The organism is Curtobacterium sp. MCSS17_007, from assembly GCF_003234175.2.
GTDB lineage: Bacteria > Actinomycetota > Actinomycetes > Actinomycetales > Microbacteriaceae > Curtobacterium.
In genome coordinates, this window is sequence record NZ_CP126257.1 from 2,120,173 (window position 1) to 2,132,929 (window position 12,757).

Sequence of the window (12,757 nt, forward strand, 5' to 3'; positions counted from 1 at the left end):
TCATTCGTCGGAAGTCAAGTCGCGGATCATAGGAGGCGCTGACCGTCGCGGCGTGTCATGTCCCCCGTACGGGCGTGTCGCACCGGTTCTGTCCGGCTCACGGGGGACAGATCCGGGGCCTAACCGACGCGGCGGCGGGCTTCCCACGCACTGGAGACCATCTCGTCGAGCGTGTGGCGCATCGCCCACTCGAGGTCACGGGCAGCGGCCTCGCCCGTCGCGACGATCCGGGCCGGGTCCCCCGGACGGCGCGGGGCGACCTCGGGCTCGAACGCGATCCCGGTCCCGGCCGCCATCGCGTCCATGATCTGCCGCACGCTGACACCGTCGCCGCTGCCGAGGTTGTAGGCACGCTCGAGCTGCTCCCCCGCCTCGAGCTTCCGCGCCGCGACCGCGTGCGAGTGCGCGAGGTCGGCGACGTGGATGTAGTCGCGGACGCAGGTGCCGTCCGGGGTGTCGTAGTCGTCACCGTTGATCCGCGGTGTGCGACCGGCGAGCAGGGCGTCGAAGACGAGCGGGAACAGGTTGTGCGGGCTCGCGTCGTACAGGTCCGGCTCCCCAGACCCGACGACGTTGAAGTAGCGGAGCGACGTCGTCGCGAAGCCGGCAGCGACCTCCATGTCCCGCAGCAGCCACTCCCCGATCAGCTTCGACTCCCCGTACGGCGACTCCGGCGCCTTCGGGGTGTCCTCGACCACGACGTCGACGTCCGGCGTGCCGTAGACCGCGGCGCTCGACGAGAACACCGCCTTCGTCACACCGTTCTCCGCCATCGCCCGCAGCAGCGTCGCGGTGCCGGTGACGTTCTGCTCGTACGTGTGCAGCGGCCGCTCGACCGAGACCCCGGCGTACTTGAAGCCGGCCACGTGCACCACACCGGTCACCGCGTGCTCGCGCAGGGTGCGGGCCAGCAGGTCACCGTCGAGGATCGTGCCCTCCACGAACGGCACGTCCTCCGGCACGAACCCGCGGAACCCGCTCGACAGGTCGTCGAACGCGACCGTGTCGATGCCGGCAGCCCGCAGCGCGCGGACGACGTGGGACCCGATGTACCCGGCACCGCCGGTGACCAGCCAACTCATGCTCGTCACGCTAGCGGACGGCACCGCCCGGACGGGCCGCAGGTGGCTGCGTGTTCACGCACCGGTCGCGATGAAGACCGTCGAGGTGAGCCCGGTCCCGGCGTCGGCCTCGACGGTGACGTCGCCCTCGTCGGGCGTGATGTAGCACGACTCCCCCTGGCGCAGCAGGGTCGCCGACGTGGCTCCGACGAGCGTCACGGCGCCGGCGGTGCAGACCGCGATGCTCGGTCCGCAGAGCGGCGCGACACCGCCCGTGCCGAGGCCGACGGGCCGGCCGTCGCCGGTGACGCGGACGAGGGCGAACCCGACGCCCTCCGGTGCGAACCGGTCGACCCCCTGGTCGAGGTGCTGCGGCGTCAGGACGGGAGCCGGGTACGCGGTGAAGTCCAGCACGCGCAGGAGCTCCGGGACGTCGACGTGCTTCGACGTCAGGCCGCCGCGCAGCACGTTGTCCGAGGGCGCCATGAGCTCGATGCCGAGGCCGTCGAGGTACGCGTGCACGTTGCCCGCGGGCAGGTACATGGCCTCGCCGGTGGTCAGGGTGACCCGGTGCATGAGGAGCGACACGACGACGCCCGGGTCACCCGGGTACGCGTCCGCCAGGTCGACGACGGTCTGCACGTTCGGGGTGCGGTCACCCTCGGCGACCGCGGCGGCGAGGTCGGACGCGGCCTGCACCACGGCGAGCGCCGAGGAGTCGGCGGTCTCGAGCCAGCGGACGGTGTCCTCGAGCCCCTGGGACAGGTGTGCCAGGAGCGGACCGAGCCGGCCGCTCCCGGCGTCGAGCGCCTCGACCTCGGCCACGGTGTCGGCGACCGGGCGGAAGCCGCTGAGCGCCTCGAAGCGGTCGCTGAGCGCGACGACGAGTTCGGGCTTCGGGAACGGGTCCTTGTAGTTCCGCGCCGGGTCGTCGAGCGGGATGCCCGCCGCTTCCTCACGTGCGAAGCCCTCCTCCGCCTGCTCGGGGGTGGGGTGCGCCTGCAGGGACAGCGGCGCAGCTGCCGCGAGGAGCTTCAGCAGGAACGGCAGACCGCTGCGGTCCGCGCCGAGGGCTTCCTGCGGCTCGGCCTCGATCCAGTCGCGCAGGGTGTCCGCACCGCCGACCATGGCCGGGTTGACGACCACGCTCGGACTGCCGGCGTGCGCGCCGAGCCAGAGCTCCGCCTGCGGCGCACCCGTGACGGTCCGGCCGAGGAGTTCGGGGATGGCGGTGGCCGAGCCCCAGGCGTAGTCGCGTGGCGTGTTGGTGATGCCGAGGAACATGGGGCGAGCGTACCGGCCCGGGCCGACCGGACGGCTCGGCGGCGACCACGCGCACCCGACCGGGATGGACGATCCGCGATACGTAGACTCTTCGCGATGTCTGAGCAGTCCGAGCGCCCGCGCCGGTCCGGCAGCACCCGGTGGGACGTGCAGGGCCTGCGCGCCTTCGCCGTCCTGTCGGTCGTGGCCTACCACCTGTGGCCGAACCGCCTGCCCGGCGGGTTCGTCGGCGTGGACGTGTTCTTCGTCATCTCCGGCTTCCTCATCACGGGGCACCTGCTGCGTGAGCAGGCGGCGAGCGGACGGATCGCCCTCGGGCGGTTCTGGGCCCGACGCGCGAAGCGGCTCCTGCCCGGCGCATCGCTCACGCTGCTCGGCACCGGCGCCGCGGTCCTCGTGCTCGTCCCGAGCACCCTCTGGGGGCAGTACGGCCGCGAGCTCATCGCCTCGACGCTCTACGTGCAGAACTGGCAGCTGGCGTCCGATTCGGTCGACTACCTGGCGTCGGACAACCAGCCGTCGCCGTTCCAGCACTTCTGGTCGCTGTCGGTCGAGGAGCAGTTCTACATCGTCCTCCCCGTGCTGCTCGTCGTCCTGGCGGCCCTGCTCCGGCGCGCACCGTGGTGGTCGCCGGTGCGGACCGCTCGGGTCCTGCTCGGCGTGGTGGTGCTCGCCTCGCTCGCCTGGAGCCTGGTCGAGACCCGCTCCGCCCCGGGCATCGCCTACTTCTCCACCGCCACGCGTGCATGGGAGTTCGCCCTGGGCGGGCTCGCGTCGACGGTCGTCCTCTCGTCTGCCGTCCGACCGGCGGTCGCGTGGGTCCGGACGGGAGGCGCGTGGCTGGGCACCGCCCTGCTGGTGGCGTCGCTCGTCGTCATCACCCCGTCGACCCCGTTCCCGGGCTCCGCGGCGCTGCTGCCGGTCGCGGGAGCGACCCTCGTCGTCCTGTTCGGCGCCCGGAGCGGACTGCAGGCCGTCGGTCGGCTCGCCCCGGTCGCCTTCGTCGGGCGGACCTCCTACGCCGTGTACCTCTGGCACTGGCCGGCAGTCGTCCTGCTGCCGATCGCGACCGGGCACGCCCTCGGTACGCGCGACAAGCTGCTCGTCCTGCTCGGCACGGCCGTCCTCGCGACCGTCACCACGCTGCTGGTCGAGGAACCGCTCCGGTTCTCCGACCGGTTCCGTTCCCTCCGTCCCCGCAGGGTCGCGCTGTGGGGTGCCGTGAGCACCCTCCTGGTCGTCGCGCTCGGCGGGTCGACGCTCGGGGCGCTGCAGGTGCAGCAGGCGCAGGCGGCGGCGTTCCAGCGCTCACTCGAGACGGGTGACGTCGCCTGCTTCGGCGCGGCCGCCCGGATCGGGTCCGCGGACCCCTGCACCGACCCGCGGCTCGCCGACGTCCGCGTCCCGACGCCGGCCGCGGCCGCTGAGGACGACGTGAACCGGGACGCGTGCTGGTCGAACACGACCGCCGACTTCAACGTCTGCACGGTCGGTCCCCGGACCGGGTACACGAAGCACCTCGCGGCGATCGGCGACTCGCACAACAACGCGCTGCTGAGTGCGTACGCGGCGATCGCGGAGCAGCGGAACTGGCGCATCGACGTCGCGGGGCACATCGGCTGCTACCTGACGACCGCCGTGCAACAGGCCCCGTCGCAGGCGTACACCGACTCGTGCGACGAGTGGAAACGGTCCGCGACGACGTGGATCTCGGCGCACCCGGGACTCGACGCCGTCGTCGTCACCCACGCGACGACGAAGTCCCCGGTCGTGGCTCCGGCGGGGACCACCACCGAGCAGGCCACCGTCGACGGGCTCGTCGGCGCCTGGCGGTCGGCCGTCGACGCAGGGGTGCCGGTGATCGCGATCCGGGACAACCCGGTCGCCCGCGACGACGTGATGACCTGCCTCGGTCGGATGTCGGGCCCGACGACGACGGAGTGCGACCTCCCGCGCAGCGAGGCCCTGGCCTCCTTCGACGGTTCCGAGCAGGCGGTCCGGGAGATCGGCGACCGCGCACGCTTCGTCGACCTGACCGACTGGTACTGCACCACGACGAGCTGCCCGGCCGTGGTCGGCGGCGTGCTCGTCCACCGCGATCCGACCCACCTGACCGCGACCTTCGCGACCACGCTCGCGCCCTACCTCGGCGCGGACATCGCGCGCGCGCTCGACTCGCTCGGACGCTGACCGGCGGTAGCCTGGTCGCCGTGACGAACACCTGGCCGCTGGCCCGCGGGACCGTGCCCGAGCGCGAGGCCTTCGCCTTCGCCACCGCGGTCATCGGCGTGCTGTTCGCCGGCGACGCCGTGCCGAACACGATCACCTGGTACGCCGCCGCCGCGGTGTGGGCCGCCCTGGCCGGCTGGGGCATCGCGGTCGTCGTGCGCGCCCGTCCGCCGCTCAGCCGTACGCCGCGCTCCCTCTGGCTGTTCCTGGGCTGGTGCCTGCTCAGCGTCGCGTGGTCGCACTGGCGTGCGGCCACCCTGGCGAGCATGGTCGCCCAGCTGCTCTGCGTGCTCGTCGCGTTCGCGATCGCTTCGACGCTCAGCTGGCGGCGCCTGCTCGACGCGGTGTCCGCCGCACTGCGCTGGGTGCTCGGGCTCTCGCTGCTGTTCGAGGCCGTCGTGGCCGTCGTGGTCCGCCACCCGATCGCGCCGATCTGGACGCACTACGGCGACCGGGACATCCCGGACGCCTTCTACTTCTCGCGCGCCGAGCTGTTCACCGGCGGTCGGATCCAGGGGCTGCCGGGGAACGCGAACCTGCTGGCCATGGTGGCCCTGCTCGCACTCGTCGCGGTCGCCGTCCAGCTCGCCGAGGGGCGGCTGCACCGCGGCCGCGCCGCCGCCTGGCTCGCGGTCGGCGTCCTCGTGCTCGCGCTCACCCGGTCCTCGACCGTCCTCGTCGCCGCCGTCGTGGTCGTCCTCGCGGCCGTGGTCGCGCTCCTCGTCCGCCGGGCGCCGAGCGGGAGGCGAGCTCCCCGCTACCTGGCCGTCGCGGTCGCCGCCGTCGTCCTGGCCGTCGTCGGCGTCGCGGCCCGCGGGACGCTCACGGGGCTCCTCGGCAAGTCGTCCGACCTCACCGGCCGCGGCGAGATCTGGTCGGCGGTGCTCGGGCTCGTCGACCAGCACCCCGTCCTCGGGTGGGGCTGGATCGGCTACTGGTGGCCGAACATCCCGGCGCTCGCCGACATCGCGCACCGGAACGGTGTGACGTACCTGCAGGCGCACGACGCCGCCCTCGACGTCCTCATGCAGACCGGCGTCGTCGGGCTGGTCCTCTTCGCCCTGTACGTCGTGTCGACGCTCGTGCGCTCCTGGTGGTGTGCGACCCGGACCCCGTACGGACCGGACCTGCGGCCCCGCGGCTTCGACCCGGTGTCGCTCTTCCCGCTCCTGGTCGTCGTTGCGCTCCTCGTGCAGGCGGTCGCCGAGTCCCGCCTGCTCTACCAGGGCAACTGGGTCCTCCTCGCGGTGGTCGCGATCAAGACGCGGACGGTGCTCGTCGGTGAGGAGCCCGCCTCGACGGGTGACGGACCGCGGATCCCCGTCGCCGCGCGCGCGTTCCGGGGCGCGACCGCGGACTGACCGCCAACGCAGCACCGGATCGGCGATCCGGGTCAGCGGTCCCGGGTCAGCGGTCACTTGTCAGCGGTCCCGCAGCACGAGGGCGCAGGGCACCTGCGCCGACCACGGCGCCGTCCGCACCTCGAGCACCCGCGTCGGGTCGGCCCGGCACTCCGGCACCGCGTCCCGGACCTGCGGCGCCCACACCGGGCCGTCGCTCCGCGTCGACGCACCCGGCGCGGCGTTCGCGACGTTCGTCGCGACGACCAGCGCGACCACGCACCAACCGACGGCCGACCGGAGGACGTGCACCACGCCTCCCGGCCGGGCCCCGGGCACCCGAGCCGCCCCGCGGTCGACCAGCAGCGCCGCAGCCAGGACCAACGCGGACAGCAGGAGCATGCCGGCGGCCGCCGCGTACCGGCTCGGGCCCACCGCGGCGAGCCCGGTGGCGTCGAGCGTGCTCCACCGACCGTCCGCCGAGACGTTGGCGAGCAGCGCGCCCGTCCACACCGAGACGGACCCACCGGCGAGCGCGACGAGCAGGGACCGGGCACGCCACGGCGCGACGAGGAAGGCGACCACGAGCACCGCGAGGACCGCGAGCGCCGGCACGACCAGCACCCAGCCGCCGTGCGCGGCCACCGCTGCACCCACCGGCGCCACCCGCCGGTCCCAGAGGCCGGCCACCGGCTGGAACAGGTACCCGACGACGACGTCGGCGACGGCCGGGTGCCCGCGCTCCGAGGCCCGCTCGGTGGTCAGGGCCGTCGCCACCTGCGCCGTCCCGCCGGCGAGGGCCGCGACCGTGACCGGGAGGGCGCGGAGCCGCGCCGGACGCCGCACTCGACGGGCGGGACCGGTGGGACGGGCCGGTGCGGCCGGGGCCGTCGGCCACCAGGCCAGCACGAGGAGCGGCAGGAAGACGACGGTCTGGAGCTCGGTGAGCGTCGCCGCCAGGGCGAACGCCGCGATGACCGTCGCGCCCCACCAGGACCGCGCACGGTGCGCGAACAGCCAGGGGACGAGGACGAGCGCGTACCAGTGCAGGTTCGCCGCGTTGCCCGAGATCTCGACCGGGGCCAGCGGGAGCAGGACCGGCACCGCGGCGAGCAGCAACCGCAGCGGCCGACCGGGGAGGACGTCGCGGGACAGCAGGAACACGGTCGCGGCGACGACGCCCACCACCACGCAGGAAGCCGCGGACACCGTCAGCGCGTACTGCTCGACGGGGCGGTGCACGGCCACGTCGACGACCAGACGTGGGACGAGGTGCAGGTAGCCGGCGTAGGCGCGCAGGAGCGTCCCGTCGACACCGTGCGCGAGGCGCTCGCGGAGGAACAGCCCACCGTCCTCGGCCCAGGCGGTCCCCCGCGCCACCGGACCGAGCCGCCACCAGGCCGTTCCGGCGGCGCCGACGAGCACGACGACGGCGAGAGCAGCCTCGATCCAGGGGGGTCCGGGCGTTCGACGGGAGGATCGTCCTGCGGCCCGACGCTCTGACGTGGACAGCGGTGGCGGGTCGGCTCGGTGCTCCATCGACGGCTGAACCTAGCCGAGTCATCGCGTTCCGCGATATCGACGCTCCGCGATGCGACGGTGACTCCCGGTCCGGTGCGAGAGGATGGAGGCGTGACGGACCACGGGCTGAGCAGACGAGCGCTCGCTCGGCGCTACCTGTCCGCCTGGATCGGCTTCTCGGCGGGCGGGCGCTTCAGCCAGGCGCTCGCGACGGCGATCCTGCTCTTCGCGTTCGGCGAACCCGCCGTCCACGCCATGGTCGGCACCGCCGGCGCGTGGGCCGCGCTCGTCACCCTCGTCGTGCTCGCCGGGTTGAGCCTGCTCGGCCAGCGCTACCGCATCGAGTGGCACGGCGTCCTGCCCCTCTCGCTGCTCGCCTTCGTCGGCTTCTGCGGGCTCAGCGTGCTCTGGAGCGAGTACTCCTGGTACGCCCTGCGCGGGGTGGTCGAGACGGTCTGCTTCGTCGGGCTCGGGCTCTACCTGGCGCTCGGTCGCGACCTCGTGCAGGTCATCCGCGCGGCCGGCGACGCCTTCCGCATCCTGCTCGTCGTGGCGCTCGGTCTCGAGGTGCTCTCCGGGCTCGTGCTCGACGTCCCGATCCCCGCCTTCGGCATCCAGGGCGACATCGCGTACGGTGGTCCGATCCAGGGGATCGGGGGCAACCGCAACTTCATGGGCTTCGTGGCCGCGACCGCCCTGGTCACCTTCGTGGTCGAGTTCCTCACCCGGTCGGTCACCACCTGGCGCGCGGTCGCCTCCACCGCGCTGGCCGTGATCGCGCTCATGCTCGTGCAGTCCCCCATCACCGGGATCGCCATGATCGCGCTGGCCGTGACGGCCCTGGCGATCTGGGCGCTCCGGCACGCAGCGCCGACGACGCGACCGATCGTGAACACCGTGCTCGGCGGCGCCGTCCTGGGCATGCTCGTGCTGACGGTCCTGTTCCGGCACCGGGTGCTCGCCGAGATCGGTGCCGCCGGCGGGACGGCGACGCGGCTCGGCCTCTGGGCGCAGATCCGGCTGCTCGGCGAACAGGATCCGATGCAGGGTCGCGGCTGGGTCGGCACCTGGCCGACCGAGGACGTCTTCCCCTTCACCACCCTCATCGACCCGTCGGGCGTGCGGTTCACCTCCGGGCTCGACGCCTTCGTGGACGCGTACCTCCAGGTCGGACTCGCGGGCGCGCTCCTGCTCGCGGTCGCGGGCGGGCTGGCGTTCGCCCGCGCCTGGGTCACCGCGACGACCTTCCCCGGTGTCGCCTACGTGTGGCCGGCCGCTGTGCTCGTGCTCCTCGCGGTCACGAGCACCGCTGAGAGCTACCTGCTGCACGGCGCGGGCCTGATGCTGTTCGCGACCGTGATCGTCGTGGCAGCCCGACGGCGCTCGTGGCGGCGGCACCTGCCGCGCGACCAGGCGTGACGGGCGACCAGGGCTGACGAGCGACCCCGTCCGGGCGGGGCTCGCGGTGACCGTGCCCCGGCCACTAGCATCACCTCGGGCCGCAGGGGGCGGCCCGTCACCGACAGGAGCTGGCATGCCCTTCGTCTCCCGTGTCGTGACCGCGCTGCTGGCGGTCTCGGCCCTCACCACCGCCGCCGTCGGTGTGCCGACCGCCGACGCGCACGCCGCGGTGCCGACCGCGACCGCCACCGGGTCCCGGTACACACCGCTCGACACCGCGCGGGTGTTCGACGGTTCCGTGGGCACGACCCCGGTCGTCGTCCCGATCGCCGGCCGGGCGGGGGTGCCGGCGAACGCCACCGCGGTCGTGGTCAACGTCGAGACGGAGGCGCCGACCGCGGCCGGCTACGTGCGCATCACTCCCGCCGGGAACGACGCCCGCGTCGCGCTGCAGGAGTTCCCCGCGGGCCGGACGATCTCGAACCTCGCGACCGTGAAGCTCACGTCCGGCGCCGTGCAGGTGAAGGTGTCGGCGGGCTCGGCGCGGCTCATGCTCGACGTCTCCGGCTACTACGCCGCCGGCAGCGGATCGACCTTCACACCGCTGCCGACCGTCCGCGTCGCGTCGCCGACGGTCGGCACGACGCCGGTGCCCGTGCAGTTCGCCGGCAGGGGCGGCGTGCCGGCCGACGCGACCGCCGTGGTGGTGAACGTCGAGACCAACGCGCCGACGGCAGACGGGTACACCCGCCTCACCCCGCTCGGCCGGGACGCGTCGGTGGCGACCCAGGAGTTCACCGCCGGCCGCACGGTGTCGAACCTCGCGATCGTGCGCCTCGTCGACGGTTCCGCGCAGGTCCGCCTGTCCCGCGGGACGGCCACCGTGTACATGGACGTCGCCGGGTACTACTCCGCGTCGTCGACCGGCTCCGTCTTCGCCCCCGTCGACACGACCCGCATCGAGACGGGCACCCTGGGCAACACTCCGCGCACGGTGCGTGCGACGGGCCTCGGCGGCGTCCCGGGGACGGCCACCGCGGTCGTCGCGAACGTCGAGGTGCAGGGCACGTCCTCCGACGGCTACCTCCGGGTCACACCGGCGGGACAGGACGCGTCCGTCGCCGCCCAGGTGTTCCGGGCCGGCGAGGAGGTCTCCGCGGCGGTCATCACGAAGGTGACCGGGTCGACCGCAGCGCGCGCGTTCCAGGCCAAGGTCTCGCGTGGGACCGCCGTCGACCACGTCGACGTCTCCGGGTACTTCCTCGACGGCACCTCGGCCTCCGGCACCGGCGTCGACGTGTCCTGGCCGCAGTGCGGGTCCCCGCTCCCGACCGACGCCGCCTTCGCCGTCGTCGGCGTCAACGGCGGGCTGGCCAACAACACGAACCCCTGCCTGTCGTCCCAGCTGGCATGGGCCGACCGGTCGTCCGGTGGGACGTCCCAGGCGCGCGTCCAGCTGTACGTGAACACCGCGAACCCGGGTCGCCAGGCGTCGGTCTGGCCGACGAGCAACACGCTGCCGAACGGCGGCGGGACCGTGCCGAACCCCTACGGGACCTGCACGGGCGGGTACGACGCCGCCTGCTCGTACGTGTACGGCTGGACGCGGGCGGTCGAGGACGCCACCGTCCGTGGGATCTCCGACCCGACCGCGTACCGTTGGTGGCTCGACGTCGAGACCGAGGGGACTTGGCAGGCGGACCGCTCCCAGAACCGCGCAGACCTCGAGGGCATGGCCGCGTACCTGACCTCGCGCGGTGCGCAGGTCGGTCTGTACTCCACCTCGTTCCAGTGGACCGCCATCGTCGGGTCCGTCCCTGCCTCGAGCCCGCTGTACCGGCTGCCGAGTTGGATCGCGACCGGGGCGCCGACCCTCGCCGCCGCGCAGCAGGCGTGCTCCGGCACCCCCCTCACCGGCGGGAGCCGGATCGAGATGACGCAGTACGTGGCCGGCGGCTTCGACCGCAACGCGTCCTGCGTCTGACCGCGCCGGAGGCTCCGGTCGGCACGTCGAGGGTCACGCGACCCCGGCGACCCCGGCGACCGTGGCGACCTCTGCGACCTCTGCGACGACGCTCGGGACGACGCCGATCGGGGACACCGGCCCCGGCACGACGGCCCGGGACACCGACCCGCGGCGACGACGTCCACCACGACGACGACGCGGGACCCCACGGGTCCCGCGTCGTCGGTGCGTCGGACGTGTCGCGTCGTCCGTCGCCGAGCGGTCAGCGCCCCGCGGCGTCGCCGCCCTGCTCGGTGCGGAGCGCCCGCGGCGCCTCCGTCGCACGGTCCGACGCCTGGCTCGGGTGGTCGACCGGGAGCCGCCGCGTCGAGGTCCCGGGTGCCGAGTAGGTCAGGTAGTTCAACCGGCTCGTCTCGCGACGCAGCCGCGTGACGCCCTCGAGGATGAAGCCGAGGATCCACGTCAGGAACGCGATCACCATGAGCGACGCGGCGAGGAACGCGGTCGGGAAGCGCGGGACCAGTCCGGTGCGCCCGTACTCGATGAACAGCGGGATCGCGAGGACGATCGCGACCACGGCGAAGATCGCGCCCATGATCCCGTGGAACAGCACGGGTCGCTCGAAGCGGATGAGGTGCGCGATGAGCGACAGGATCTTGAAGCCGTCGCTGTAGGTGTTCAGCTTCGACTCGGTGCCCTCGGCACGGTCCTTGAACCCGACCGGGACCTCGGTGTGCGGTACGCGCAGGTTCATCACGTGCACCGTGAGCTCGGTCTCGGTCTCGAACTCCCGCGACAGCGCGGGGAAGGACTTCACGAAGCGACGGGACATGACCCGGTAGCCGCTGAGCATGTCGGACACGGGCGTCCCGAAGAGCTTGCCGACGACCCGGTTGAACATCCGGTTGCCGGCCTCGTGGCCCGGTCGGTACGCGGTCGCCTCCGGGTCGTCCTGCCGGACGCCGAGGATGTGGTCGTAGGGCCCCTCGAGCAGGGTGCGGATCATCTCGGGCGCCGCCGCGGCGTCGTACGTGTCGTCGCCGTCGATCATCAGGTAGACGTCCGCGTCGATGTCGCCGAACGCCCGGCGGATGACGTTGCCCTTGCCCTTCGTGTGCTCGTACCGGACCTCGGCCCCCGCCCGGCGCGCGACCTCGTCGGTGCCGTCCGTGCTGTTGTTGTCGTAGACGTACACGTGGATGCCGGGCACGGCTGCCTTGAGGTCGGTGACCACCTTGTGGATGGCCGGTGCCTCGTTGTGGCAGGGCACGATGGCAGCGATGACGAGGTCGTCGTGAGTCACGGGGTAGGGTCCTTCAGTGGTCTTGGATCCGTCGAACGGCGGGGACGTGAGCACGAATCCCCTGCGAGAGGCTAACAGGTGCGCGGGCTCGGCTGACGCCGACCACGGGCCGGGAAGAGGACACGTGACGAACGCCACCGGCTGGTTCCTGGGACACCTCCGACGCGGGGGGTCGTTCCTCGTCGTCGGCGGCGTCGGGTTCCTCGTCGACGCCGCCGTGTACAACGCGCTGGTGTTCTGGGGCGGGTCGGGCCCGCTCTTCGCGGTCCCCCTGCTCGGCAAGGTCATCGCGATCGCGGTGGCGAGCGTCGTCACCTACTTCGGCAGCAGGCTGTGGACGTTCCGCGACCGCGCCGGCTCCCAGACGCTGCGGAGCTTCCTGGTGTTCGCCGCCATCAACGTCGTCGCGATCCTGCTGCAGCTCGGCTGCCTGGCCTTCTCGCGGTACGTCCTGCACCTCGACTCCCCGGTGGCCGACAACGTCGCCGGCACGCTGGTCGGTCAGGCCGTGGCGACGGTGTTCCGCTACTTCGCCTACGGGAAGTTCGTGTTCAAGGACGACCGCGAGGGCGGTGCAGAGGCGATCGCCGAGATCAGCTGACCACCGGGACGACGGGAGGCGCGGTACCAGCTGGTACCGCGCCTCCCGTCG

Annotated in this window: 9 protein-coding genes; 5 read left to right on the forward strand and 4 right to left on the reverse strand. The window is 73.2% G+C overall.

The features are described 5' to 3' along the window. Positions 1-119: 119 nt before the first annotated feature. The gene (gene galE / locus DEJ22_RS10045) at positions 120-1,082 is read right to left on the reverse strand and encodes a UDP-glucose 4-epimerase GalE (RefSeq protein ID WP_111227015.1); all 963 of its coding nucleotides are present in this window, start codon (positions 1,080-1,082) and stop codon (positions 120-122) included. Between the two features lie 54 nt (positions 1,083-1,136). Beyond that, positions 1,137-2,345 carry a mannose-6-phosphate isomerase, class I gene (gene manA, locus DEJ22_RS10050; protein ID WP_111227016.1) on the reverse strand — a complete coding sequence of 403 codons (1,209 nt, stop codon included), beginning with the start codon at positions 2,343-2,345 and terminating at the stop codon, positions 1,137-1,139. 96 nt (positions 2,346-2,441) lie between these two features. Here manA and DEJ22_RS10055 point away from each other — a divergent pair, with 96 nt between their 5' ends. Continuing rightward, positions 2,442-4,535, forward strand: coding sequence for an acyltransferase family protein (locus DEJ22_RS10055; RefSeq protein ID WP_111227017.1), 2,094 nt, complete (start codon positions 2,442-2,444; stop codon positions 4,533-4,535). A gap of 20 nt (positions 4,536-4,555) precedes the next feature. Next, positions 4,556-5,935 carry an O-antigen ligase family protein gene (locus DEJ22_RS10060; RefSeq protein ID WP_111227018.1) on the forward strand — a complete coding sequence of 460 codons (1,380 nt, stop codon included), beginning with the start codon at positions 4,556-4,558 and terminating at the stop codon, positions 5,933-5,935. A 60-nt stretch (positions 5,936-5,995) separates the two neighbouring features. Here the strand turns inward: DEJ22_RS10060 and DEJ22_RS10065 are convergent, their stop codons facing one another. After that, a complete protein-coding gene (locus tag DEJ22_RS10065) occupies positions 5,996-7,339 on the reverse strand; it encodes a hypothetical protein (protein ID WP_111227019.1) in 1,344 nt (447 codons plus the stop codon). A gap of 207 nt (positions 7,340-7,546) precedes the next feature. Here DEJ22_RS10065 and DEJ22_RS10070 point away from each other — a divergent pair, with 207 nt between their 5' ends. Further along, positions 7,547-8,854, forward strand: coding sequence for an exopolysaccharide production protein (locus DEJ22_RS10070; protein ID WP_111227020.1), 1,308 nt, complete (start codon positions 7,547-7,549; stop codon positions 8,852-8,854). Between the two features lie 115 nt (positions 8,855-8,969). Further along, complete coding sequence (locus tag DEJ22_RS10075; RefSeq protein WP_181430768.1) at positions 8,970-10,820, forward strand: glycoside hydrolase family 25 domain-containing protein; 1,851 nt, start codon at positions 8,970-8,972, stop codon at positions 10,818-10,820. A gap of 244 nt (positions 10,821-11,064) precedes the next feature. Here DEJ22_RS10075 and DEJ22_RS10080 read toward each other — a convergent pair whose 3' ends face one another. Further along, positions 11,065-12,105, reverse strand: coding sequence for a glycosyltransferase family 2 protein (locus tag DEJ22_RS10080; RefSeq protein WP_111227021.1), 1,041 nt, complete (start codon positions 12,103-12,105; stop codon positions 11,065-11,067). A 124-nt stretch (positions 12,106-12,229) separates the two neighbouring features. Between DEJ22_RS10080 and DEJ22_RS10085 the strand changes: the two genes are divergently transcribed. Then, a complete protein-coding gene (locus DEJ22_RS10085; protein WP_111227022.1) occupies positions 12,230-12,706 on the forward strand; it encodes a GtrA family protein in 477 nt (158 codons plus the stop codon). The last annotated feature ends 51 nt before the right edge of the window (positions 12,707-12,757 follow it).